Annotated in this window: 27 protein-coding genes; 15 read left to right on the forward strand and 12 right to left on the reverse strand. The window is 72.2% G+C overall.

What is annotated here, in order from left to right:
* The first annotated feature begins 65 nt into the window (after positions 1-65).
* Entirely contained in the window at positions 66-749 is a 684-nt protein-coding gene (gene ung, locus ACZ7L7_RS28115; RefSeq protein ID WP_093724688.1) for a uracil-DNA glycosylase, read from the forward strand.
* A gap of 102 nt (positions 750-851) precedes the next feature.
* Positions 852-1,364, forward strand: a complete 513-nt coding sequence (locus ACZ7L7_RS28120) for a hypothetical protein (RefSeq protein WP_093724706.1) — start codon at positions 852-854, stop codon at positions 1,362-1,364.
* A gap of 72 nt (positions 1,365-1,436) precedes the next feature.
* Here the strand turns inward: ACZ7L7_RS28120 and ACZ7L7_RS28125 are convergent, their stop codons facing one another.
* The 3 genes from ACZ7L7_RS28125 to ACZ7L7_RS28135 form a co-directional block, all read right to left on the reverse strand.
* Positions 1,437-1,919, reverse strand: a complete 483-nt coding sequence (locus tag ACZ7L7_RS28125) for a hypothetical protein (protein WP_285515050.1) — start codon at positions 1,917-1,919, stop codon at positions 1,437-1,439.
* A 112-nt stretch (positions 1,920-2,031) separates the two neighbouring features.
* Positions 2,032-2,541 carry a DinB family protein gene (locus tag ACZ7L7_RS28130; RefSeq protein WP_285515049.1) on the reverse strand — a complete coding sequence of 170 codons (510 nt, stop codon included), beginning with the start codon at positions 2,539-2,541 and terminating at the stop codon, positions 2,032-2,034.
* 41 nt (positions 2,542-2,582) lie between these two features.
* Positions 2,583-3,176, reverse strand: a complete 594-nt coding sequence (locus tag ACZ7L7_RS28135; RefSeq protein ID WP_472077579.1) for a TetR/AcrR family transcriptional regulator — start codon at positions 3,174-3,176, stop codon at positions 2,583-2,585.
* Between the two features lie 77 nt (positions 3,177-3,253).
* Here ACZ7L7_RS28135 and ACZ7L7_RS28140 point away from each other — a divergent pair, with 77 nt between their 5' ends.
* Positions 3,254-4,438 (forward strand): FAD-dependent monooxygenase, encoded by a 1,185-nt coding sequence (locus ACZ7L7_RS28140; RefSeq protein WP_471431887.1) that lies wholly within the window; start codon positions 3,254-3,256, stop codon positions 4,436-4,438.
* Positions 4,439-4,447: 9 nt separating this feature from the next.
* Positions 4,448-5,353: a Gfo/Idh/MocA family protein gene (locus tag ACZ7L7_RS28145; RefSeq protein ID WP_472077580.1), complete on the forward strand. Its 906-nt coding sequence runs from the start codon at positions 4,448-4,450 to the stop codon at positions 5,351-5,353.
* Here ACZ7L7_RS28145 and lnt read toward each other — a convergent pair.
* The 4 genes from lnt to ACZ7L7_RS28165 form a co-directional block, all read right to left on the reverse strand.
* A complete protein-coding gene (lnt, locus tag ACZ7L7_RS28150) occupies positions 5,277-6,851 on the reverse strand; it encodes an apolipoprotein N-acyltransferase (RefSeq protein WP_285515045.1) in 1,575 nt (524 codons plus the stop codon). The genes ACZ7L7_RS28145 and lnt overlap by 77 nt on opposite strands.
* A gap of 79 nt (positions 6,852-6,930) precedes the next feature.
* Positions 6,931-7,401, reverse strand: a complete 471-nt coding sequence (locus ACZ7L7_RS28155) for a nuclear transport factor 2 family protein (RefSeq protein ID WP_285515044.1) — start codon at positions 7,399-7,401, stop codon at positions 6,931-6,933.
* A 60-nt stretch (positions 7,402-7,461) separates the two neighbouring features.
* Complete coding sequence (locus tag ACZ7L7_RS28160; protein ID WP_093724032.1) at positions 7,462-7,641, reverse strand: hypothetical protein; 180 nt, start codon at positions 7,639-7,641, stop codon at positions 7,462-7,464.
* Between the two features lie 90 nt (positions 7,642-7,731).
* Positions 7,732-8,607 carry an undecaprenyl-diphosphate phosphatase gene (locus tag ACZ7L7_RS28165; protein ID WP_285515043.1) on the reverse strand — a complete coding sequence of 292 codons (876 nt, stop codon included), beginning with the start codon at positions 8,605-8,607 and terminating at the stop codon, positions 7,732-7,734.
* 166 nt (positions 8,608-8,773) lie between these two features.
* Here ACZ7L7_RS28165 and ACZ7L7_RS28170 point away from each other — a divergent pair, with 166 nt between their 5' ends.
* Positions 8,774-9,568: an alpha/beta fold hydrolase gene (locus ACZ7L7_RS28170; RefSeq protein ID WP_472077581.1), complete on the forward strand. Its 795-nt coding sequence runs from the start codon at positions 8,774-8,776 to the stop codon at positions 9,566-9,568.
* A 42-nt stretch (positions 9,569-9,610) separates the two neighbouring features.
* On the opposite strand, the gene ACZ7L7_RS28175 is transcribed toward ACZ7L7_RS28170, so the two are convergent.
* Positions 9,611-10,081: a winged helix-turn-helix transcriptional regulator gene (locus ACZ7L7_RS28175; RefSeq protein ID WP_285515041.1), complete on the reverse strand. Its 471-nt coding sequence runs from the start codon at positions 10,079-10,081 to the stop codon at positions 9,611-9,613.
* Positions 10,082-10,230: 149 nt separating this feature from the next.
* On the opposite strand from ACZ7L7_RS28175, the gene ACZ7L7_RS28180 reads away from it, so the two are divergent.
* Positions 10,231-11,400, forward strand: coding sequence for a thiolase family protein (locus ACZ7L7_RS28180; protein ID WP_285515040.1), 1,170 nt, complete (start codon positions 10,231-10,233; stop codon positions 11,398-11,400).
* Between the two features lie 4 nt (positions 11,401-11,404).
* Here the strand turns inward: ACZ7L7_RS28180 and ACZ7L7_RS28185 are convergent, their stop codons facing one another.
* The gene (locus tag ACZ7L7_RS28185; RefSeq protein ID WP_471592818.1) at positions 11,405-12,172 is read right to left on the reverse strand and encodes a TVP38/TMEM64 family protein; all 768 of its coding nucleotides are present in this window, start codon (positions 12,170-12,172) and stop codon (positions 11,405-11,407) included.
* A gap of 49 nt (positions 12,173-12,221) precedes the next feature.
* Here ACZ7L7_RS28185 and ACZ7L7_RS28190 point away from each other — a divergent pair, with 49 nt between their 5' ends.
* From ACZ7L7_RS28190 to ACZ7L7_RS28200, 3 genes are all read left to right on the forward strand, one after another.
* On the forward strand, positions 12,222-12,944 hold the full coding sequence (locus tag ACZ7L7_RS28190; protein WP_285515038.1) for a DNA alkylation repair protein: 723 nt from the start codon (positions 12,222-12,224) through the stop codon (positions 12,942-12,944).
* A 251-nt stretch (positions 12,945-13,195) separates the two neighbouring features.
* Complete coding sequence (gene tuf, locus ACZ7L7_RS28195) at positions 13,196-14,365, forward strand: elongation factor Tu (protein ID WP_093724024.1); 1,170 nt, start codon at positions 13,196-13,198, stop codon at positions 14,363-14,365.
* A gap of 234 nt (positions 14,366-14,599) precedes the next feature.
* On the forward strand, positions 14,600-15,439 hold the full coding sequence (locus ACZ7L7_RS28200; protein WP_285515037.1) for a spermidine synthase: 840 nt from the start codon (positions 14,600-14,602) through the stop codon (positions 15,437-15,439).
* A gap of 9 nt (positions 15,440-15,448) precedes the next feature.
* Here the strand turns inward: ACZ7L7_RS28200 and ACZ7L7_RS28205 are convergent, their stop codons facing one another.
* The gene (locus ACZ7L7_RS28205; protein ID WP_453603904.1) at positions 15,449-16,723 is read right to left on the reverse strand and encodes an MFS transporter; all 1,275 of its coding nucleotides are present in this window, start codon (positions 16,721-16,723) and stop codon (positions 15,449-15,451) included.
* A 73-nt stretch (positions 16,724-16,796) separates the two neighbouring features.
* Complete coding sequence (locus ACZ7L7_RS28210) at positions 16,797-17,813, reverse strand: DUF8017 domain-containing protein (RefSeq protein ID WP_453603902.1); 1,017 nt, start codon at positions 17,811-17,813, stop codon at positions 16,797-16,799.
* A 136-nt stretch (positions 17,814-17,949) separates the two neighbouring features.
* Here ACZ7L7_RS28210 and ACZ7L7_RS28215 point away from each other — a divergent pair, with 136 nt between their 5' ends.
* The 3 genes from ACZ7L7_RS28215 (at position 17,950) to ACZ7L7_RS28225 (ending at position 21,168) form a co-directional block, all read left to right on the forward strand.
* Entirely contained in the window at positions 17,950-18,387 is a 438-nt protein-coding gene (locus tag ACZ7L7_RS28215; protein ID WP_285433493.1) for a DUF4442 domain-containing protein, read from the forward strand.
* Positions 18,388-18,805: 418 nt separating this feature from the next.
* Positions 18,806-20,416, forward strand: a complete 1,611-nt coding sequence (locus ACZ7L7_RS28220) for an RICIN domain-containing protein (protein ID WP_472077582.1) — start codon at positions 18,806-18,808, stop codon at positions 20,414-20,416.
* Positions 20,417-20,517: 101 nt separating this feature from the next.
* Positions 20,518-21,168, forward strand: coding sequence for a DedA family protein (locus ACZ7L7_RS28225; RefSeq protein ID WP_285515033.1), 651 nt, complete (start codon positions 20,518-20,520; stop codon positions 21,166-21,168).
* 24 nt (positions 21,169-21,192) lie between these two features.
* On the opposite strand, the gene ACZ7L7_RS28230 is transcribed toward ACZ7L7_RS28225, so the two are convergent.
* The gene (locus tag ACZ7L7_RS28230; RefSeq protein ID WP_453603898.1) at positions 21,193-21,708 is read right to left on the reverse strand and encodes a gamma carbonic anhydrase family protein; all 516 of its coding nucleotides are present in this window, start codon (positions 21,706-21,708) and stop codon (positions 21,193-21,195) included.
* A gap of 108 nt (positions 21,709-21,816) precedes the next feature.
* Here ACZ7L7_RS28230 and ACZ7L7_RS28235 point away from each other — a divergent pair, with 108 nt between their 5' ends.
* From ACZ7L7_RS28235 to ACZ7L7_RS28245, 3 genes are all read left to right on the forward strand, one after another.
* A complete protein-coding gene (locus ACZ7L7_RS28235; protein WP_285515032.1) occupies positions 21,817-22,581 on the forward strand; it encodes an acyltransferase in 765 nt (254 codons plus the stop codon).
* Between the two features lie 107 nt (positions 22,582-22,688).
* The gene (locus ACZ7L7_RS28240) at positions 22,689-23,261 is read left to right on the forward strand and encodes a helix-turn-helix domain-containing protein (protein ID WP_285515031.1); all 573 of its coding nucleotides are present in this window, start codon (positions 22,689-22,691) and stop codon (positions 23,259-23,261) included.
* A 31-nt stretch (positions 23,262-23,292) separates the two neighbouring features.
* Positions 23,293-23,850, forward strand: a complete 558-nt coding sequence (locus tag ACZ7L7_RS28245; protein ID WP_285515030.1) for a YbaK/EbsC family protein — start codon at positions 23,293-23,295, stop codon at positions 23,848-23,850.
* Positions 23,851-23,940 lie beyond the last annotated feature (90 nt).

A 23,940-nucleotide genomic window follows, 5' to 3' on the forward strand; every position in this document is an offset into this window, starting at 1 on the left:
TCAGGAAGCGACGTGCGCCGAGTGTCGGCGCACGTCGTAGTGACCGCACACCGAAGGAAGTTGACGTGACCGACATCGCCATGCTGCCCGAGTCCTGGCGCGGGGTTCTGGGCGACGAACTTCAGCAGCCCTACTTCAAGGAGCTGACGGAGTTCGTCGAGGAGGAGCGGGCCAAGGGTCCCGTCTACCCCCCGCGCGAGGAGGTCTTCGCGGCGCTGGAGGCCACGCCCTTCGACCAGGTGAAGGTCCTGATCCTCGGCCAGGACCCGTACCACGGCGAGGGGCAGGGCCACGGCCTGTGCTTCTCGGTGCGGCCCGGTGTGAAGACCCCGCCCTCCCTGCGCAACATCTACAAGGAGATGCAGGAGGAGCTGGGCCATCCGGTGCCGGACAACGGCTATCTGATGCCGTGGGCCCAGCAGGGCGTGCTGCTGCTCAACGCGGTCCTCACCGTGCGCGCCGGTGAGGCCAACTCCCACAAGGGCAAGGGCTGGGAGAAGTTCACCGACGCGGTCATCCGCGCGGTGGCCGGACGGCCCGACCCGGCGGTGTTCGTGCTGTGGGGCAACTACGCGCAGAAGAAGCTCCCGCTGATCGACGAGACCCGGCACGTGGTGGTCAAGGGCGCGCACCCCTCGCCGCTGTCGGCCAAGAAGTTCTTCGGCTCCCGCCCCTTCACGCAGATCAACGAGGCAGTCGCGGCGCAGGGCCACGAGCCCATCGACTGGCGCATTCCGAACCTGGGCTGACCTGGAGCGGGGCCGATCTGATGGGTCGGCCCCGCCTCGCCGGGATTGTCGGTGGCTGCGGCTAGCGTCGGCCTCCAGTACCGGTGAGGTGTGGAGGACGCGGTGACGGAGCGACAGGAGCGGACGGCGCCGGATGCCGTGATGACACGGATCGGGCAGGTCGTGATGCTGCATCACGCGGGGGACCGCGAGGAGGCCCGGCACCGCTTCCTGGACCTGTGGGCCGAGATCGGCGAGGACGGCGACCCGCTGCACCGCTGCACCCTCGCCCACTACATGGCCGACACCCAGGACGAACCCGCCGACGAACTCGCCTGGGACCTGCGGGCGCTCACGGCCGCCGAGGAACTCACCGACGACCGCCTCGCCGAGCACGAGGGAGCCCTCGCGGTACGGGCCCTGTATCCCTCCCTGCACTTGAACCTCGCCGCCGACTACGTCAAACTCGGCCGCCCGGACCCCGCCCGCAGCCACCTGCGCCGGGCCCGCTCGGCGGCGGACGCGCTGGCCGAGGACAGCTACGGCGACGGCGTACGGGCGGCGATCAGCCGGCTGGAGCTGCGGCTCGGGGAGGGCGACACCGGATGGGGGCCGCCCGGAGGCCGACGGGCCTGATCCCTGCCCGGATCCGTGATCTCTGCCCGGATCCGTGATCCCTGCCTGGTCCTTTGACGCCCGTCCCGTTTCCTAGCGCCCGTACGCCTGCTCGCAGATCCGTGCCTCCGGGCTGTCCGCGCGCCAGCCGCCGTACTTGCGGCCCAGGGCGCAGACGTCGGTGTTCTTCCGTACCGACTCCTCGATCTCCGGGAGGTCGATGCGGGGGTGCGGCGCGGCGGGGCGTTCGGGGCGGGGGTGCGCCGGGCGGGCGGGACGGGGCGGTTCGGGTGCCGGGGCGGGCGGGGCCGCCGGTCGCGGGGCGGCCGGGGCGGTGCGCGGTGGAGCCGACGGCCGGGGCTTCGGGCTGCGCGGCGGGCCGATGAGTTCCAGCGCCTCCAGGGCCGGTGCCTGCACGATCTGCGGCTCCGTAATGCCCGCCGGTGGGGGCACGGCCGGCTGGGCGGGCGCCCGGACCGGCGTGGAGGCGGGCGGGCGCTGGACCGTCACACAGCCCGACAGGGCCGAGACGGCCACGGTGACCAGGAGCGTGGCGGTGGTCGTCGTTCGATGCACCTGCGCAACTCTGCTGGCTCGGGCCCGGGTCGGGACAGCGGACAGGCGCAGGATGCCCCGCACGGGTGATCTCCCGCCCCGTACGGAGGCCGCCCGCCCACCGAGGGTGACGTCAGTCGCCGGTGGCCCCGTCCACCCGCTCGCGCACCAGGTCGGCGTGGCCGTTGTGGCGGGCGTACTCCTCGATCATGTGGGTGTAGATCCAGCGGAGGTTGAAGGGTTCGCCGGACCGGCTCGTGCCCTTGGCGAGATCGTCCAGGCCGAGCGGGGCCGCGTTGCTCCGGGCCCGGGCGATCTCGGCCTGCCAGGTGGTGAGCGCCTCCTGCCAGGTGTCCCGCTCGGTGAAGTGGAACTCGCCGTCCGGGTCCTGCTCGGAGGAGTAGAGCACCCCGAGGTCCTCGTCGAGCAGGATCTCGTGGAACCAGTACCGCTCCACCTCGGCCATGTGCCGCACCAGCCCCATCAGGGTCAGCTCGGAGGGCTCCACGGAGGCGGTGCGCAGTTGGGCCTCGGTCAGGCCCTCGCACTTCCAGGCGAGGGTCTGCCGGTGGTAGTCCAGCCAGCCCTCCAGCATGGAGCGCTCGTCGGCGGTGGTGGCGGGTTCATGGCGTTCTACGGTCATGGCGGCATCCTTGCCCAACCGGCCTCGCCCGGCCAGCGAATTCAGGCGGGGCCGAACATGCCGTCGAGCAGTTCGCTCAGCCCGGCGCGTACCTCCTCCAGGCCCGGCGGCTCGGCGTTGAAGGAGCCCGCCACACAGGCGAACATCAGCCCGTCCGCCCACGCCACCAGCGACAGCACATGGCGCTCCGGGGCGGTGGAGCCCATCGCGGTGACCAACGCGCCGAGCTGGTCGCGGAAGCGGGCGCCGGTCGCGTCGAAGTAGGCGCGCAGCTCGGGGCGGCGGGTGGCCTCCAGGGCCAGTTCGTAGCGGGCCAGCGTCAGTTCGCGGTTGCGGGTCAGGGAGCGGTGGGTGGCCAGGGCCAGGCCGTCCACCAGCGAGTCCCGGCCGCCGCGCGGGTCCGGCATCTCCTCCAGGGACAGCACCCGCGCCTCGCGCTCGGCCAGCCGTCGTACCGCCAGCTCCAGCAGGGCCTGCCGGGTGCGGGCCACGTTGGAGGTGGAGCCCTGGGGGAGGGCGGCGGCCTCGTCGACCGCGCGGTGGGTCAGCCCGCGCATCCCGCGCTCGGCGAGCAGGGCCAGGGCGGTGTCGGCGACGAGGTCGGCGCGCGCGGCGCGGGCGGTGCGTACGGACATGGAGATCAACCTACCGGTCTCACTACAGCTGTAGTACCGTCTGGATTACTACACCTGTAGTTGCATGGGAGGAAGTCATGACACAGCCGAAGCGGGCCGTCGTGATCGGCGGCGGGATCGGCGGTCTGACCGCGGCGGCGGCACTGCACCGGCGCGGCCTGGAGGTCACCGTGCTGGAACGGGCGCCCTCGCTGGAACCGGTCGGGGCGGCCATCTCGCTCGCGCCCAACTCCCTGCGCGCACTGGACGTCATCGACCTCGGCGACGAGATCCGCGACCTGGCCGCCTGGCAGGGCGACGGAGTCCTGTGCACGCCCTCCGGGCGCCGTCTCTCGCGCACCGACGCGGCAGCAGCCGCCGCACGCTTCGGCGGCCCCCTGGTTCTGCTGCACCGGGCCACCCTCGTCACCAGCCTGGCCGCCTGCCTCCCGCCCGGCGCCATTCGCACCGGCGTCACCGCGACCGTCGCCGACCCCGGCACCGCCGACCGCCCGGCCCGGGTCAGCACCCCGGACGGCGAGATCGACGCCGATCTCGTGGTCGCCGCCGACGGCATCCACTCCGCCGTACGCAAGGCGCTGTTCCCGGACCATCCCGGAGCCGTCTACAGCGGCTTCACCACCTGGCGGGTCGTGATCCCGCTGCCCGACGCGCGCTTCGCCTCCCACGAGACCTGGGGCCGGGGCCGCCTGTGGGGCTCGCACCCGCTCAAGGACGGCCGGGTCTACGCCTACGCCGCCGCCACCGCGCCCGCCGGACAGCGCGCTCCCGACGACGAGAGGGCCGAACTGCTGCGCTTGTACGGCGACTGGCACCACCCGGTCCCGGCGATCCTGGCCGCCGCCCGGCCCGAGGACGTCCTGCGCCACGACGTCCATCACGTCGCCCGCCCCCTGCCCGCCCTCCACCGCGGCCGGGTGGCCCTCGTCGGGGACGCGGCCCACGCCATGCCGCCGATGCTGGGCCAGGGCGGCAACCAGGCCATCGAGGACGCGATCGTGCTCGCCCACCACGCCGCCGACCTCGCCGCGTACACGGCGGCCCGGCTGCCCCGTACGACGGCCATTGCCCGCAAGTCGGTACGGATCGCCCGGCTCAACCTGATCCGCAACCGAGCCGGGATCGCCGTGCGCAACGCACTGATCGCCGGGGTTTCCAAGGCCGGGCCAGCGCTGCTGCTGCGCGGCTTCGACGGCATCGCCGACTGGCGGCCACCGGGGCCGCCGTATGCTTCGGTCGTGTCACACCCAGGGACACGCTAGGGAGCACCAGTGAAGGTCGGCTGCATCGGACTCGGCGACATCGCGCAGAAGGCCTACCTGCCCGTGCTGGGCACGCAGCCAGGCATCGAACTGCACCTGCAGACCCGCACCCCCGCCACCCTGCACCGGGTCGGCGACACCCTCCACCTGCCCGCCGGGCAGCGCCACACCGACCTCGACGCGCTGCTCGCCCAAGGCCTCGACGCGGCCTTCGTGCACGCCCCCACCGCCGTCCACCCGGAGATCGTGGCACGACTGCTCCAGGCCGGGGTGCCGACCTACGTCGACAAGCCGCTGGCGTACGAACTCGCCGACTCCGAGCGGCTGGTGGAGCTGGCGGAGCAGCGCGGTACCAGCCTCGCCGTCGGCTTCAACCGGCGGTTCGCGCCCGGGTACGCGCAGTGCGCCGACCATCCGCGCGAGCTGATCCTCATGCAGAAGAACCGGGTCGGGCTCCCGGAGGAGCCGCGCGCGATGATCCTGGACGACTTCATCCATGTCGTGGACACCCTGCGGTTCCTGGTGCCGGGGCCGGTCGACGACGTGACCGTGCGGGCCCGCACCGAGGGCGGGCTGCTGCACCACGTGGTGCTCCAGCTCGCCGGGGACGGCTTCACCGCGCTCGGCGTGATGAACAGGCTCAGCGGCTCCAACGAGGAGATCCTGGAGGTGTCCGGGCAGGACACCAAGCGTCAGGTGCTCAACCTCGCCGAGGTCGTCGACCACAAGGGCCAGCCCACCGTGCGCCGGCGCGGTGACTGGGTGCCGGTGGCCCGGCAGCGCGGCATCGAGCAGGCGGTGCTGGCGTTCCTGGACGCGGTGCGCGCGGGCAAGGTGCTCAGCGCCCGGGACGCGCTGGCGACTCATGAGCTGTGCGAGCGGGTGGTACGCGCCATCCAGGAACGGGCCGCCTGATCCGCAGGGTCCGTACGCTCTCGCCCAGGCACCAGGCGGCCAGGACCAGCAGCGCCGCCCGCAGTGGCCAGTCGCCGAACCGGACGTAGGCCGTGGTGCCCTGGGCCAGCGGTACGTCGAACACCCGGGCCGTGCGCGCGTCGGTCCCGACCCAGTCGCCCACGCGCGTGCCGCTCGCGTCGTACACCGCGGAGACCCCGGTCAGGGTCGCGTGCACCATGGGGCGGCCGGACTCGGCGGCGCGCAGCGCGGCCAGCGAGGCGTGCTGGTCGGGGGCCCAGCTCTGCTGGAAGGTGGAGGTCGCGGACTGCGCGACGAGCACCTGGGCGCCGTCGTCGACGAGGTGGCGGCTCATGTCGGGGAACGCCGACTCGAAGCACACCATGGGGCCGACCCTGAGCCCGTCCCCGGTGTCCATCACGGTCTGCTCCGTGCCGCGCCGCCGGTCCTCGCCCGCCGCCTCGCCGACCGAGGTCGCCCAGCCGAGCAGGGAGCGTGCCGGGATGTACTCGCCGAACGGCACGAGCCGCATCTTGTCGTACCGGTCGCCGGTCGGCCCCTCGGGTCCGACCAGCACCGAACTCTTGTAGATGCCGGGCTTGTCGGAACGTTGCGCGTCCACGTTGACCAGGATCGGCGCCCCCGTCCCGCGGGACAGGTCCGTGAGCCGGTCCGCCAGGTCGGGGCGCCGGGCCAGGTCGAAGCCGACGCTGCTCTCGCCCCACACGATCAGATCCACGTCCTGGCCGACGAGTTCGCGCGTGAGCCGCTCCTCCACCGCGAAGCGCTGGTCGCCGCTGTCCGTGCCCTCGACGACGCCCGGCTGCACCACCGCGATCCGGGTCCGCCCGTCGGCCTCCGGGCGGGGGGCCCAGGCCCAGGCCGCCGAGGTGACCGTGGCGGTGGCGACCAGGCCCGCCACGGCCGGGACCCGGGCGGCGCGCGTCGACACCAGTACGGCGACGGCCACATTGAGCGCCACCAGCAGGAAGCTCAGCAGCCAGACCCCGCCCACCGAGGCGAGCCGCAGCGCCGGCTCCACCTGCCACTGGGAGGCGCCCAGCACCCCCCAGGGCCCGCCGAGCGCCTCCCAGGAGCGGACCAGTTCCACCGTCAGCCAGCCCGACGGCACGACGACGAGGGCGCCCGCGATCCGGCCGGGCCCCGGTGTCCCGGCGAGGAAGCGGCGCACCAGCCAGCCCCAGGGGGCCCACAGGGCGCCGAGCAGCGCGGCGATGACGAAGGTGAAGACATGCAGGTTCGGCAGCAGCCAGTGGTGCATGGCCAGCATGAACCCGGCGCCCCCGCACCAGCCGTCGTACAGCGCCCGGCGGGGGGTGGGGGCGATGCGCAGCAGCAGGATCCAGGGGACCAGGGCGACGTAGGCGAACCACCACAGCGACGGGGCCGGGAAAGCGAGGACCGGCAGCATGCCGGCCAGTGCGGCCAGTGACGAGCGCCGCCACGGGGAAGTGAACCAGTCGCCGAACCTCTCCATACCGCGCCTCCCTGCCCCGTGGTGCTACCAGTGTGCGCGTCGAGATCGCCCCCGGAACAGAGCGCACCGGGTCAATCGATCACCGTGTCGTGGCCGGTTCGGGCAGCCGCCGCCACTTCTCCCGTACGACGACCTCGCCGATCCGCCAGCCGTCGTGGGTACGGGTCAGGCCGAAGGTGTAGCGGCCGCCGCAGACGAAGTCGGGGGCGGCCGAGGCGGCGCCGTCGAGACGCATGGGGTTGATGTAGTCGGCCTGGACGTGGGCCGTGTCGCCGGTGTCCTGTTCCAGGATCCCGAAGCGCAGCCGGCGGTTGACGATGAGGTGCTGGCGCATCGGGAACAGCCGCAAACTCTCCGCCAGCCAGTCGGCCACCTGCCGGGCGTCGCCCTGGATACCGCCCGCCGAGCGGTAGTCCGCGCGCCCGTCCGGGGCGAACAGTGCGCGGTAGGCGGCCCAGTCGCCGTCGTCGACGGCGACCGCGTACTCGGTGATCAGGCTGTCGACGGCCAGCCGGTCCATCACCGTCGCGAGCTCCACACGCTGCGTCATCGGCTCAGTGTTGGGCATGGGACCGGCAGGGCCAAGAGGCGTGCGGGCACTTTTGTGGATCTACGCGGCCTCGATCACATCGGCGCGGATCGCGGCCGCCCACTCCACCACCAACAGCTCGTACTCCGCGCGCTCCTGCGGGGACAGGGTGCCGCCTGCTCTGACCCACAGGGCGCGGATCTGCTCGTTCACCTCTGCGGCAGAGCGCACGGAACCACGGGCTTCGGACTCGGGGGACATGCGGACCAGCCTAGGGGCTGGGTCTGACACTCCGCTACCGAACGGCTACGCAACCCGTATGCGATGGGTCACGGAAATTTCCGCCTTCCGCTAGTGCGCGGGCTCGCCGGCGTCCGGGCTCAGGGCGCCGGTGGCGACCAGGACGATGATCACGATGCCGAGGGCGATGCGGTACCAGACGAACGGCATGAAGCTCTTGGTGGAGATGAACTTCATGAACCAGGCGATTACCGCATATCCAGTGACAAAAGCGACGATGGTCGCGAAGATCGTCGGACCCCAGTCGGTCCCCCCGGCCTCCATCGCGTCCTTCAGCTCGAACAGGCCGGAGGCGAGCACCGCGGGGATGGCCAGCAGGAAGGAGTAGCGGGCCGCCGCCTCGCGGGTGTAGCCCATGAACAGGCCGCCGCTGATGGTGGCGCCGGAGCGGGAGACGCCCGGGATCAGGGCCGCGGACTGGCACAGGCCGAAGATCAGACCGTCCCGGACGTTGAGGCTCTGCAGTTCCTTGCGCTGCTTGGCCGCGCGGTGCCGGCCGCCGGTCTCGTCGCGGGCCGCCAGCCGGTCGGCGATGCCGATGACGACGCCGACCACGATCAGCATGGTCGCGGTGATGCGCAGATCGCGGAACGGGCCCTCGATCTGGTCCTTGAGCGTCAGTCCGAGCACACCGATCGGGATCGAGCCCACGATCACCAGCCAGCCCATCTGGGCGTCGTGGTCGCGGCGCATCTCCTTGTTGGTGAGCGACTTCGTCCACGCCAGGATGATCCGCCCGATGTCCTTGCGGAAGTAGATCAGCACGGCGGCCTCCGTGCCGATCTGGGTGATCGCGGTGAAGGCCGCGCCGGGGTCCTCCCAGCCGGAGAAGGCGGCGGTCAGCCGCAGGTGCGCGCTGGAGGACACGGGGAGGAACTCGGTCAGCCCCTGGACGAGTCCGAGGACGAGGGATTCAAACCAAGACATGAAGTGAGACGTCCAAGTGCTGAGCGTGGTAGGCGCGAACGGGTACACCGTGCCGACGGCGCGGTGATCACAGTGGTCGAGGGGCAGCGTAGCGTCCCTGGATGACGGCTAGGGCACAGGGGTTTCGCGGCGAGCGCCCCATCGGGCCCGTGGCTAGCCTGGATTCATGGCAACCGTGCGGGTCAGTGGGGTCGAGGTCGCCTACGCGCGGGCGGGCGACGCGCCGGGGCCGCCGCTGGTCCTCGTGCACGGCGCAGGTCTCGACGGGCGGATGTGGCAGCCGCAGCTGGCGGCGCTGGCAGCGGAGTTCACCGTCGTCGCCTGGGACGAGCCGGGTGCCGGCCGCTCGTCCGACGTGCCCGAGGGGTTCGACCTCGCCGACTACGCGCGCGCCCTCGCCGCCCTCGTCGAGTCCCTGGAGCGCGGCCCCGCCCACGTCACCGGGCTCTCCTGGGGCGGCACCGTCGTGCTGGAGCTCTACCGGCTACGCCCCGATCTGGTACGGACGTTGGTCCTCGTCGACACCTACGCGGGCTGGAAGGGCTCGCTGCCGCCCGAGGAGGTGGCCGTACGGGTCATAGGCGTCGAACGTCTGCTCGCGGCACCGGAGCGGTTCGACCCGACCCTGCCCGGACTGTTCGCCGGGGACGGACCGCCCGAGGAGTACACGGCCCTGCTCGACGCGATGCAGCGCGAGGTGCGGCCGAGGACGACGGCGGCGCAGCTCGCCCTGATGGCCGAGGCCGACCTGACCGGCGTACTGCCGCGGATCGACGTACCGACCCTGCTGCTGTGGGGCGAGAAGGACGTACGGTCGCCGCTGGGTGTGGCCCGGGACTTCGCGGCGGCCATCCCGCACGCCGAACTGGTGGTCCTGCCCGGCGTGGGGCACATGAGCAATCTGGAGGACCCGGAGGGGGTCACGGGGGCGCTGCGGGAGTTCTGCCGCGCGCACGGTTAGGGCCTTCGGCGTGCCAGGGGCGTGACGCCGCGACGGCAGGCCTCAGGCGCGGGGGCCCGCCACCGTCCAGCCCTCGGCCTGCGGGTGCGGGGTCAGGTCCTCGTGCCGGGCCCGCTCGCCGCAGACCGCGCAGGTGACCACGGGCTGCAGCTCATGGCCGCAGATGTGCTCGATGACCATGGGGCGGTCGTCGTCCGGGCGCAGGTGCCGGTCGCCCCACGCCATCAGGGTGAGTAGGACCGGCTCCAGCTCCAGGCCCGCCTGGGTGGGCCGGTACTCGAAGCGCTGGGGACGCTCGCTGTAGGCCCGCTTGGTCAGGATCCCCGCGTCCACCAGGCGGCGCAGCCGGGTGGCCAGGATGTCGCGCGGGGCGCCGATGTTGCGCACCAGCTGGTCGAAGCGGCTGTTGCCGAGGCAGACCTCGCGCAGGACGAGCAGCGAGTACTTCTCACCGACCAGGGCCAGGGCGTCGGCGATGGAACAGGGGCGCGGGTCCTTGGGGGCGGCGGGCATGGAACCAAGTCTAGGGGAGGGTTTGATTTTCCAATTCGCAGAGCTATGGTGAGTTGGAATTTCCTACTGACTGGTAGTCGGAGCCGGTGACCGAGAACCGGCAGGCAAGGAACCGGCAGCCACCCACCGGCATCCGCGGAGGCCGCACCATGCGTGACGCAGTGATCGTCGAAGCTGTACGCACTCCTATAGGCAAGGGAAAGCCCGGCGGCGCCCTCGCCCACATTCACCCCGTCGAGCTCCTCGCCCACACCCTGCGCAGCCTCGTCGAGCGCTCCGGCGTCGACCCGGCTCTGGTCGACGACGTCATCGGCGGCACCGTCGACCAGGTCGGCGAGCAGGCCATGAACACCACCCGCTACGCCGCCCTGTCCGCCGGGTTCCCCGAGTCGGTGCCCGCGACCACCGTGGACCGCCAGTGCGGCTCCTCCCAGCAGGCCGTGCACTTCGCCGCCCAGGGCGTGATGGCGGGCGCCTACGACCTCGTCGTGGCGTGCGGGGTGGAGTCCATGAGCCGGGTGCCGATGTGGTCGAACGTGCCGCCCGGCAAGGACCCCTTCGGCCCCGGCGTGGCCGAGCGCTACCCGGACGGCCTGGTCCCGCAGGGCATTAGCGCCGAACTCATCGCCGCCAAGTGGTCCCTCACCCGCGAGCGGATGGACGCCTTCGCCGTCTCCTCCCACCGCAAGGCGGCCGAGGCCTGGTCCGCCGGGCGCCTGGACCCCGAGGTGGCGCCCCTGGACGGGGTCGCGCGGGACGAGTGCGTACGGCCGGACACCGGCGCCGAGGTGCTGGCGGGACTGAAGCCCGCGTACTACGACCCCGGCTTCGCCGAGCGCTTCCCGCAGATCGAGTGGAACGTCACCGCGGGCAACGCCAGCCCCGTCAACGACGGAGCCTCCGCCGTCCTCATCACCTCCGGCGAGACGGCGGCCCGGCTCGGCCTGCGCCCGCTGGCCCGGCTGCACAGCTTCGCCGTGACCGGCTCCGATCCGCTGCTCATGCTCACCGGGGTCATCCCGGCCACCGAGAAGGTGCTGCGCCGGGCGTCGCTCACCCTCGACGACATCGACCTGTTCGAGGTCAACGAGGCCTTCTCCAGCGTCGTCCTGGCCTGGCAGCAGGAGACCGGCGCCGACCTGGCCAAGGTCAACGTCAACGGCGGTGCCATCGCGCTCGGGCATCCGCTCGGGGCCAGCGGCACGCGCCTGACGACCACGCTGGTCCACGCGATGCGCGAGCGCGGCGCCCGCTACGGCCTGCAGACGATGTGCGAGGCGGGCGGGCTGGCCAACGCGATGATCCTGGAGTCGGTGTAACGGTCTATCCGCGTCCGCGCAGGTGGTGGCGCTTGCGCCAGGCCACCACCACGCCCGCCAGCGCGGGCACCGCGATACAGGCCAGCGCGATCAGGAAGGCCGGGGAGGTCGGTGCCGAGGCGCGGGAGCCGGCCACCACGTAGGCGGCGGTGTTGGGGATCGAACCGAGCGCCGTCGCGAGCAGGAACGGCGCGTACCCCATGCGGGAGACCGCGGCGCAGTAGTTCGCCGCCGAGAACGGCACCCCGGGGAACAGCCGCACCGCCAGCATGGAGCGGAAACCGTGCCGCGAGAGCTGCCCGTCCGCCGCCTTCAGCCAGCGGCCCCTCAGCAGCGGGCGCAGCGCCTCCTGCCCGAGGATCCGGCCCAGCCCGAAGGCGAGCCCGGCCCCGAGGACGGTGCCCGCGACGGCGGCGCCGAGGCCCAACTGGGAGCCGAAGAGCGCGCCCGCCGCGAGATTGAGCAGCGGCCGGGGCACGAACGCCACCGTGCACAGCCCGTACGCCGCGGCGAACACCACCGTCGCCGCGGCACCGCTCAGCTGGGGCGGCCAGCCGTCCGCCAGCAGCCGCTGCGGCTCGAACAGCAGCACGGCGACCGCGGCCGAGGCGAGCAGGGCGACCAGCAGGGACAGCCGGGACCAGGGTGAGAGCAGCGCTCTCGAAAGGCGCGCGGCGAAGCCCACGGGTACGGCGGCGACGGCGAGATCCGTGGTGACGGCCCGGGGAGAGGCCAAAGCGGTGCCCCCAGAGCGGGTGGTGGCATCGAGCATCCGGTGACACTAACCGACACAGGCATGTGATCGCCGTATCGTTCGTCTCATGAGCGTGACAGTCGCGAGCACCCCGGCCGTCCCCGACAGCGCCCTCGCCGACACCCTGCTGGACCGCCTCACCACCGTGTTCGGCGCCGCGGCGGACCCGGAGCGGGCCGTGCCCATGCGGGCGTACATGAAGGACGTGGCCCCCTTCCTGGGGCTGAGCACCCCGGTCCGCCGTGCCCTGTCCCGCGAGGTCCTCCAGGGCACACCGAAGCCGGACGAGGCCGACTGCACGGCCCTCGCGCTGCGCTGCTGGCGGCTGCCCGAGCGGGAGTACCAGTACTTCGCGGTCGACTACCTGCGCCGGTACGCCGGACGCTGTTCCTCCGCCTTCCTGCCCGTGACCCGGCACCTCGTGTCCACGGTGCCCTGGTGGGACACCGTCGACCTGCTCGCCGCGCACGTCGTCGGGGCGCTCGTCGCCGCCGATCCCAAGCTCACCGCCGACATGGACGCCTGGAGCGCCGACGACGACCTGTGGATCGTGCGCACCGCACTGCTCCACCAACTGCGCTACAAGGAACGCACCGACACCGAGCGCCTGTTCACCTACTGCCTGCGCCAGTCCGCCCACCCCGACTTCTTCGTCCGCAAGGCGATCGGCTGGGCCCTGCGCGAGTATGCCAAGACCGACCCGGACGCGGTACGGGACTTCCTCGCGCGCGAGCAGGGACGCTTCGCGCCGCTGTCGGTGCGGGAGGCACTGAAGAACGTCGGCGCCTGAACTGCCGTACCGGCAAAAACCATTCGACGCCGGACACCCCGTCGACGATGATCGACGTCATGTTCCGGTACGCCTTCCACCTCGCAGCATCCGCGGTCGCGGATGCCCCGAAGGCTGCCGTCCCCGTCTTCCTGGCCGCTGTCGACGGCGCCCGAAGCTGACCCTCTCCGGATCGTCCGGCGGACCCCGCAGGGGGAGGGTCGGCCGGTCCCCGGGGTCCCCACCACACCACGACGCTTCGAGGTACCGCCATGTCCAAGACGGCCTACGTCCGCACCAAACCGCATCTCAACATCGGCACCATGGGCCATGTCGACCACGGCAAGACCACGCTGACCGCCGCCATCACCAAGGTGCTCGCCGAGCGCGGCGCCGGCACGTTCGTGCCGTTCGACCGCATCGACCGGGCGCCGGAGGAGGCCGCGCGCGGCATCACCATCAACATCGCGCACGTCGAGTACGAGACCGACACCCGGCACTACGCGCACGTCGACATGCCGGGCCACGCCGACTACGTCAAGAACATGGTCACCGGGGCAGCGCAGCTCGACGGGGCGATCCTCGTCGTCTCCGCGCTCGACGGGATCATGCCGCAGACCGCCGAACACGTGCTGCTCGCCCGCCAAGTGGGCGTCGACCACGTGGTCGTCGCCCTCAACAAGGCGGACGCGGCGGACGAGGAGCTGATCGAGCTCGTCGAGCTGGAGGTCCGCGACCTGCTCAGCGCGCACGGGTACGGCGGTGACACCGCGCCCGTCGTACGGGTCTCGGGGCTCAAGGCCCTCGAAGGGGACCCGAAGTGGACGGCCTCCGTCGAGGCGCTGCTCGACGCCGTGGACACCTACGTCCCGATGCCGGAGCGGTACGTCGACGCGCCGTTCTTGCTGCCGGTCGAGAACGTGCTGACCATCACCGGCCGGGGCACGGTCGTCACGGGCGCCGTGGAGCGCGGCACCGTACGCGTCGGCGACCGGGTCGACGTGCTCGGCGCGGGCCTGGAGACCGTCGTCACCGGGGTCGAGACCTTCGGCAAGCCGATGGAGGAGGCCCAGGCCGGCGACAACGTCGCGCTGCTGCTGCGGGGCGTTGCCCGGGACGCCGTCCGGCGCGGGCATGTGGTCGCGGCGCCGGGGAGCGTGGAGCCGCGACGGCGGTTCACGGCGCAGGTCTATGTGCTGTCGGCGCGCGAGGGCGGCCGTACGACTCCTGTCACGACCGGCTACCGGCCCCAGTTCTACATCCGTACGGCGGATGTGGTGGGGGACATCGATCTGGGGGAGGCGGCCGTGGTGCGGCCCGGGGAGACGGTCACGATGACCGTCGAGCTGGGGCGTGAGGTGCCGCTGGAGCCCGGGCTCGGGTTCGCCATCCGCGAGGGCGGCCGGACTGTCGGGGCGGGGACGGTGACAGCCGTGGTGTGAGCCCCCGCGGGCTGTTCGAGCGGGGAGCCGCGGACCGGTGGCGGGTTGTTCCAGTGGGGAGCCGTGGACCGGTGGCGGCCGGTGCGCGGCTCCCCGTTGCCGCGGTCGCCGGGTGGTTCTCCGTGTGCCTGCGGTGTCCCTGCCCCCGGTGGTTTCGCGTGTGCTGGGCGGAGCGTCGTGGTCCTGTGGTTCCCTGCGGCTCCGCCCGGTTTCCGCGTCACCGACAATTGACCGGTGACCGAACCCATCCCCGTCAGCCGTCCCGTCGACCACGGCACCGCCAAGCTCATGCCCGATGTCGACCGGGAGCGGGCCTGGCTGCTGACCGTCGACGGGGCGCCGCAGTCCTACGTCGACCTGGACGACCCCGCCCACTTGGAGTTCGAGTACGCGCGACGGCTCGGGCACGTGCTGGACGTCCTCGCGGAGCCGGGGGCGCCGCTGGACGTGCTGCACCTCGGCGGCGGCGCGCTGACGCTGCCGCGGTACGTGCACGCGACCCGGCCGGGTTCACGGCAGGACGTGGTCGAGGCGGACCGCGGGCTGCTGGACATGGTGGTCGAGCATCTGCCGGTGCCCGAAGGCGTCCGCCTCCACGCCGGGGACGCGCGCGCCTGGCTGGAAAAGGCCCCCGACGACTCGGCCGACGTCCTCGTCGCCGACGTCTTCGGCGGTTCCCGGGTCCCGGCACACCTGACGACCCTCAGCTACGCCCGTCAGGCCGAGCGCGTGGTCCGCCCGACCGGCGTCTACCTCGCCAACCTCGCCGACGCCACGCCCTTCGACTTCCTCCGCTCCCAACTGGCCACGTTCGCCGCGGTGTTCCCGGAGCTGGCGTTGATCGCCGAACCGGCGGTGCTGCGGGGCCGGCGCTTCGGCAACGCGGTCATGGTGGCTTCCCACCAGCCGGTCGACCTGGCGGGCCTGACTCGGCGTACGGCCTCGGACGCCTTCCCGGCGAGAGTGGAGTGCGGGCCGGAGCTGACGGCGTTCATCGGCGGCGCCCGCCCGGTGCGGGACGAGGACGCCGTGCCGTCGCCGGAGCCGCCGGACGGGGCGTTCAGCATCGGGTGACGCCGGTGGTCAGGCGCGCTCCTCCACCGGGTGCGGCTGTGCCGGTGCCGTCGTCACGTGCTTCGTACGGCGGCGCAGGTTGCGTACGTCCGGGACGCACAGGACCGCCGCTGTGACCACGACGATCAGGACCGCGCAGCCCCACAGGGCCGGGGTGCGGCCGAAGGCCGACTCCGCCGGGCCCGCCAGGGCGGTGGCGAGGGGGAGCAGGGCCACCGAGCCGAACCAGTCGTAGGCGGCCACGCGGGAGAGCTTGTCCTCGGGGATCTCCTGGTGGAGGGCGGTCATCCAGCTGACGCCGAAGACCTCCAGGGTCACGCCGGTCAGGAACATCACGGCGCACAGGACCCCGGCCGAGGTGGGGATCGCGAGCGCCGCGGACGGCAGGGCGAGCGGGAAGACGCACAGCGTGCCCGCGAGCAGCAGCCGGCGCGGCTTCCAACGGGTCATCAGCAGGGCGCCCGCGACCGTGCCCGCGCCGAAGAAGCCGAGGGCCAGGCCCCACGGTCCGGCGCCGCCCAGATGGTCCCGGGCGACCAGGGGGCCGTAGACCGCGTCCGCCGCGCCGACCACCGCGTTCGCGAGGGAGAACTGCACGACCACGGCCCACAGCCAGGTCCGGCCGGTGAACTCCCGCCAGCCCTCGCGCAGGTCGGACAGCAGCCCGCCGCCCGGGGCGCGCGGCGCGACATGGCTCACGTCGAGGAAGGCGCGCAGCGACCCGGCCACCGCGAAGGCGACGGCGTCCGCCGCCAGCACCCAGCCGGGACCGATCGCGGCGACCATCGCGCCACCGAGCGCGGCACCGCCCACCGCGGCGCCCTGCATGGCCATCCGGAACACGGCGAACGCGCGGCTCGCCTGCTCACCGCTGACCGACGACAGCAGCATGCCCTCGGCGGCGGGGGAGAAGAACGCGTGGCCGGTTCCACCCAGCGCGGTGAGCAGCATCATCTGCCACAGTTGGGGCTCCCCGGCGAGCACCAGCAGCGCGAAGGCGGCCTGCGAGACACAGTTCAGCGCGTTGGCGGCGACCATCACCCGGTGCCGGGGCAGCCGGTCCGCGACCGCGCCGCCGATCAGCAGGAACAGCACCAGCGGAAGCGTCCGTGCCGCCGCCACCAGACCCACGTCGCCGCCGTCGCCGCCCGTCTCCAGCACCGCGAACGCGGCGGCGATGAGCGCGCCGTGACTGCCTAGGTTGGTCACGACGGCTGCGGCGGTCAGCAGCGAGTAGTTGCGGCCCGCCCAGGACGGGCGGCGGAGCGAGGCGGTGGGTTTCACCTCGCGACTATCACCGCGGCGGGGCCGACTTGCCAAGTCGAATTCCTGTCCTGTACCGGCCCCGCACCTGCGGCTACGTGTCGGTCGGCATCGTCTCCGTGAGGCGTACGGTGCTGAGGATCTTCTTGGCCGTCTCCTCGGAGATCTCGTCCGGCACGCCCTTGGCGCCGTAGAGGTTCCAGGTCACGTAGTCACCGGCGCCGTTCTCGAAGGCGAACGTCCACGCCTTGCCCTCGCTGTCGCACTTGCCCTTCTGCGGCGTGTTCTCCGAGTGGGCGGTGGCGAGGCTGCCCTTGATGCCGGAGGCCGTGGTGTAGGGCTCGGGCTTGTCGTACTTCACACTCTTGCGGTCCGGCTGGGTGTACCCGCCGAAGATCCACCACGGCACCCGCGTCTCGGCGGCCTCGTCCAGGTCCTTGGCGCCGTTCTCGCCACGGGTACCGGCGGTCGCCAGGGCGGTGTCCTCGGTGCGGCCGTCCTTGTCGGAGTCGACCGTGCACCACTTGGACTTGAGGTAGGCGGGAGCGGTGACGGTGGTGCGGTCCAGCTTGCCGTCCTTGTCCTTCCACTCGAAGCCCACGCTGGTGTCCTGCCGGTCGATCTCCCAGTCCGCGGGCACGTCGAACATCGTGCCGAAGCGCGTGTTGACGACGACCTTCCAGCCCTTGACGGTCGGCTCCAGTTCTTCGTCGCCGCGCGACTCCCCGGTCGAGGAGGACTCGCTGGGCTCGGAGGACTTGGTGACGGTCGGGCTCGGCGATGCCTTGCCGTCCGCCTTGTCGTCCTTGTCACCGGTCAGCACCAGGGCCCCGGTGACACCGGCGGCCACGACCACGGCCGTGGCCGCCACGATCGCGACCAGCTTGGTCCGGTTGCCACCGCCACCGCCACCGCCGCCGCCTCCGCCCGGCGTGGTGACCGTCGTGGGCTGGGTCGGCGCCCCCCACCCCGGCTGCTGCGCATAGGGGTTGGGCTGCTGGTAGCCCGGCTGCTGGTACGGATTCGGCTGCTGGTACCCCGGCTGCTGGTACGGATTGTTCTGCTGCTGCGGGTTCTGCTCGCCCCCGGGCGGCTGCTGTCCTGGCCACATGGGCAGCCACCCTAGCGGCGCCCGGGACACGATTCGGTCACCGGCCCTTGTCAGGGACGTAGCAATCACGATCGCGACACGTGTCTGGCCAGCCGAGGCTACTCGTGGGTAACATGCCGTCATGAGCGCAGATCAGATGTCGATCGGCGAGTTGCTCGCCGCCACCGTGCCGATGGTTCGGACGCTGAACCTGGAGTACCGCGAGACCACCCCGGAGAAGGCGGTGCTGGTGCTCCCGGACCAGACCGAGTACCGCAACCACGTCGGTGGCCCGCACGCCGGGGCGATGTTCACCCTGGGCGAGTCGGCCAGCGGCGCCATCGTGCTCGCGGCCTTCGGCGACCAGCTGTCCCGGGCGGTGCCGCTGCCGGTGACCGCGGAAATCGCGTTCAAGAAGATCGCCCTCGGCCCGGTCACCGCCACCGCGACGCTGGGCCGGCCGATCGACGAGGTCGTCGCCGAGCTGGACTCCGGCAAGCGCCCCGAGTTCCCGGTGAGCGTCGCCATCCAGCGCGAGGACGGAGCGGTCACCACCGAGATGACCGTCGTGTGGACGCTGCGCCCCAACAGCTGAACAACAGGCCGAACGGCCGAACGACGCGAAGGGCCCCCTGTCGAGGGGGCCCTTCGCGTTTTCCTGGGTCTGGAGATTCGGTGAGGTCTGGAGGTCGGGTGGGGTCTGGAGGTCGGGTTGGGTCTGGAGATTCGGTGGGATCTGGAGATTCGGTGAGTCAATCACCGCGCGATGCGCACAACTTGGGGAATGGTTCATACCGCAGGCTCGAAAGCCGGTGCGGATACCGCCGGTAACTAAAAGGAATTCCCCTCCACTTGAAATGGGGACGTTCGAACTCCTTGTTGCCCGTCGGGCGGTTGTGCGAAAGTGAGCGCCCCTCTGACGGCCATTCCGACTGTCGTCCAGCGGCTTGGAAGGAAATGGTTCAGTGCAACCCCCCTACCCCCCACGCCCTCCGTACCCGCCCCGTCCCGGAGTGACCCCCACCGACTCCGACCGCGACCTCGTCGCCCGCCTCGGCCCGCCCGGAACCGGCACCGAGAGCGTCCCGCTGTTGATGGCCCGGCACTGGCGGGCCGCCCACGAGTACGCCGTGATCTGCCTGGCCACGGCCGGGAGCGCGGCCCAGATGGTGACCGCTGCCGCCTTCCACCGCGTGCTCGGCAACCCGTCCGGCGAGGCGCTGCGCCCCCAGCTCCTCACCGCAGTACGGGACACCGTCAGGGAGTGGGCGGCGGACGACAAGGTGTCCGCCGTACTCCCGGAACTCCGCAAAACGACCGGGGCGCGCGGGATGCGTGCGGCGAGGTCGATGACACCGGAAAGGAGGCGCCTGGCCGAGCGGGCCTTCGGTTCCCTTCCGGCCGCCTCGCAATGCCTGTTGTGGCATACCGAGGTCGAGGCGGAACCGATTTCCATACCCGCTGGTCTGCTGGGCGTCGATCCGGGCACCGCGCACGCAGCGCTCGACCAGGCCCGCGAACAATTCCGCGCCGCCTGCGTCCGCGCCCACCGGGAACTCGCGCCGACCCGGGAATGCGGTTTCCACAACCGGCTGCTCGATGTCCCGATCCGCCGGGGCGGCACCCTTCTCCCCGATGTCGAACGCCACCTGGCCGGGTGCCGCTACTGCCGGCACGCCGCCGAACAGCTCAGCCACTTCGAGGGCGGCCTCGGAGAACTGCTCGCCGAGACCGTCCTCGGCTGGGGCGCCCGCCGCTACTTGGACTCCCGCCCCGGCCGGGCCGGCGACCACCCCGAGCGGCTCCTGCCGGCGCGCGGCGGACGCCACCGACCCGCCCGGCAGCGGCCGACGGTGCTGCCCCAGGGCCCAAGCAGGGTCGTCGTCGGTGTCGGTCTGACCGCCCTCGCGCTGCTCGCGACCGTCCTGGTGAGCCGCGGCTGGTCCGATGACAACGGTGTCCCCGACCCGCACGCCACCTGGGGCGCCCCGAGCGCCGTCACCGGCCGGACCGCCACCGACCCCGCCTCGGCCGCCACCGGCCGCGCCCCCGAACTGGCCCACGGCCCGCTCCGCAACCTCGGCACCGGGCTCTGCCTCGACCTCCAGAGCGGTGCACCCCGGCCCGGTGCGGCGACCGTGCTCGCGGGGTGCTCGGCCGCCGGGTCGCAGCAGTGGTCGTACCGGAAGGACGGGCAGCTCCGAAGCGGCGCCGACCCCGGGCTCTGCCTGGACTCCCACGCGTCCCACGCCGATGAGGGCACGGTCGTACTGGCCGACTGCCTCCTCCACCCCGGCGCGTCGCGCTACGACCTCACCGTCCACGGCGAACTCCTGCTCCGCGACGACGGCGAGCGGGCCGTGGCCCCCGGCCGGGACGGGAAACCGACGGTTACCGAACGGGACGGCTCCGACAGCCAGCGCTGGCAGCTCGGCGACGGCGGCACCGACCGGGAGCCGGCCCGGACGCCCGAGCCCGAGGAGCGACAGGACCCGTACGAGACCCGGATGGCCCGCACCGACACCGAGCCCCGTTCCGAACCGGCGGCCCCGCCCGGCCCGGTGACCCGGGTCCTGGAGGCGGCGACCACGGTCACGGCATCGCTCGCCCCCTTGCTGTCCTAGCCGCTGCGGGCCGGGGATCACCGTGCCGGTAGGCTTCCCGGGCACGCGCTCGTCCGCGAGTGCGCGCCCGGGAACGGCTCGGCACAGGGAGAGGAACGGCGTTGCACGTCCAGGAATGGCTCGAAACGGTGCCCCCGCTCGCCATCTATCTGCTGGTGGGCCTGGTCATCGGACTGGAGAGCCTGGGCATCCCGCTGCCCGGCGAGATCATCCTGGTCTCCTCGGCGCTGCTGGCCTCGCAGCACGGTGACATCAACCCCGTGATCCTGGGCGCCTGCGCCACCGCGGGCGCCATCATCGGCGACTCGATCGGCTACGCCATCGGCCGCAAGGGCGGCCGGCCCCTGCTGGCCTGGCTGGGCGGGAAGTTCCCGCGCCACTTCAGCGAGGCGCACATCGCGACCGCCGAGCGCTCCTTCCAGAAGTGGGGCATGTGGGCCGTCTTCTTCGGCCGCTTCGTCGCCCTCCTGCGCATCTTCGCCGGCCCCCTCGCGGGCGTCCTGCGCATGCCGTACTGGAAGTTCCTCACCGCCAACGTCCTCGGCGGCATCCTCTGGGCAGGCGGCACGACCGCCGTCATCTACTACGTCGGCGTCGTCGCCGAGTCCTGGCTCAAGCGCTTCTCCTGGCTGGGCCTGGTGGCCGCGGTACTCATCGGCCTGACGTCGTTCCTGGTCCTCAAGCGCAAGGCGAAGAAGGCCCAGGCCGAGGCGCAGCCGTCAGAGACGGAACTGGTGAGTGCGGGGGAGTGACACCCGCTTGAGAAAGTGCGGTGCTCAGGCGCCGTGCACCTCCCGGTGGGCCTGGGCCAGGTCCGCGTAGAGCGTGCCGTTCAGGGTGAGGCCCTCGCGTTCCTCCTCCGAGAGTTCCCGCCGTACCTTTGCCGGGACGCCCGCGACGAGTGAGCCGGGCGGGACGACCATGCCCTGCGGGACCAGTGCCTGGGCGGCGACCAGGGAGCCCGCGCCGATGACCGCGCCGTTCAGCACGGTGGCGCCCATGCCGATCAGGCAGTCGTCCTCGACGGTCGCGCCGTGCACGACGGCGTTGTGGCCGATGGAAACACGTTCTCCCACGGTGACCGGGAAGCCGGGGTCGGCGTGCAGGGTGCAGTTGTCCTGGACGTTGCTGCTCGCGCCGACGGTGATGCGCTCGACGTCGCCCCGCAGCACGGCTCCGTACCAGACGCTCGCGCCCGTCCGCAGGGTCACGTCGCCGATCACCGAGGCCGTGGGCGCGACGAACACGTCCTCGTCGACCTTCGGCTCCCGCCCGCCAATGCCCTTGATCATCCTTCGCCTCCCGATCACGTGATACAGGGCACCGTACGCCACGCGTTGAGCCGAAGATCACAGGCCCGGGAGACCGTGGGGGCGGCGTGGGCTCAGTACGGTGACTTAGTGCCGAAGAGTAAGAACACGTTCTCGTCCTGGGGTCGCCGGGTGGCGCAGCGCGCTGTCCACGCGGGCTGGGCCTGGGTGCAGCGCACCGGTTCGGTGACCGCCGAGCGCCCCGGCCGGTTCCGCTTCGGCGCGATTGGGGAGCACACCCGGCTGGCGTTCCCGCTGGGCACCGTCTTCGGTGAGCCGTGGATCCATCTGGGCTCCCACTGCATCGTCGGCGAGCAGGTCACCCTGACCGCGGGGCTCATGCCCGACCTGGACCTCGGCCCCGACCCGATCCTACGGATCGGCGACGGCGTCGTCCTCGGCCGCGGCAGCCATGTCATCGCCGACACCACGGTGACCATCGGCAGCGACTGCTACTTCGGCCCGTACGTCTACGTCACCTCCACCAACCACTCCTACGACGACCCGCACGAGCCGATCGGCAAGCAGTGGCCGCGGATGGAGCCGGTGGAGATCGGCCCCGGCTGCTGGATCGGCACCGGCGCGGTCATCCTGCCGGGCGCGCGCATCGGGCGGAACGTGGTCGTCGCGGCCGGTGCGGTGGTCCGTGGCACGGTGCCCGACCACTCCGTGGTGGCCGGGGCGCCCGCCCGGGTCGTACGCCGCTGGACGCCCGCCGACGGCTGGCAGCCGCCGCTGCGGACGCCCGCGCCGGTGCCGATACCGGACGGGGTCACCTCGCAGCAGCTCGCGGCGCTCGCGGAGCTGGACGAGGAGTCGGCGGCGCGGCTGGCGCAGCTGGACGCGGAGGGCTGAGGGCGGTCCGCGCAGTACAGTCTGGTGCACGATCATGTGCAACCCAGAGCAGTGCGGATTGTTGGACCCTTGAATTCAGAATGCTGGACCCCGGACCGAGGTGAACCGTGTCGGACCTCGACCTGCTGACCCAGTCACTGGCGCGCAACGTCAAGCGCTGGCGCACCGAGCGCGGTTTCACACTGGACGCGCTCGCCGCCCGCGCCGGGGTCAGCCGCGGCATGCTGATCCAGATCGAGCAGGCCCGCACCAATCCCAGCCTCGGCACGGTCGTGAAGATCGGGGACGCGCTGGGTGTCAGCATCACCACGCTGCTCGACTACGAGCAGGGGCCGAAGGTGCGGGTGGTCCCGGCCGACCAGGTGGTGCGGATGTGGCACACCGACTCCGGCAGCTACAGCCGGCTCCTCGTCGGCACGGAGGCGCCGGGGCCGCTGGAGATGTGGAACTGGCGGCTCATGCCGGGCGAGTCCAGCGCCTCCGACCCGCACCCCGCCGGCACGGTCGAGCTGCTGCACGTCACGGCCGGTGAGCTGACGCTGACCGTCGACGGTGTCGAGCACCGCGTCCCGGCGGGTGCGAGCGCCTACTTCGAGGCGGGCGCGTCCCACGGGTACGGCAACGACGGCTCCGAACCGGTGGAGTTGGTGCTGGTCGTCTCGGTACCACCCGTGCGCTGAGCGCGCCGCACGCGCTTGCTACGGTGCGGCCATGCGCGCACCCATCGGAGACTTCGACCAGGCCATCCCCGCCCCCGACTGCCTCGACGAGCTGACCGCCCCGGTAGCCGACGCCATCCGCGACTGGACCGGCACCGTCCCCGCCGACCAGATCATCTACGTCGAGACCGACCCCCAGTGGGCCGACACCGCCGTCTTCGTCCAGCACTACGGTCAGGACCTGCTCGACACCTCCGCCAACTGCGTGGTCGTCGCCGGCAAGCGCGGTGGCGAGACCACGCTCGCGGCATGCGTCGTGCTGTCCACGACCCGCGTCGATGTCAACGGGGTCGTCCGCCGCCAACTCGGGTCCCGCAAGGCGTCGTTCGCGGCGATGGACGTGGCGACGGGAGAGACGGGGATGGAGTACGGGGGCATCACCCCGATCGGGCTGCCCGCGGGATGGCCGGTGCTGGTGGACTCCGCGGTCGTCGATCTGCCGTACGTGCTGGTCGGGAGCGGTCGCAGGCGGGGGAAGCTGCTGGTGCCGGGGAAGGCGTTCGCGGAACTGCCGGGGGCCGTGGTGCTGGAGGGGCTCGGGGTGGCCTGAGCCAGGTCGCCGTGTGGCGGGGGCGCTCGTCGTGGGCGCCCATCGGGGCGCCCGGTGCGTGGCGGATTTGGTGGGTGCCGGGGCGCGGTA

Source organism: Streptomyces sp. NPDC110618, assembly GCF_055657065.1.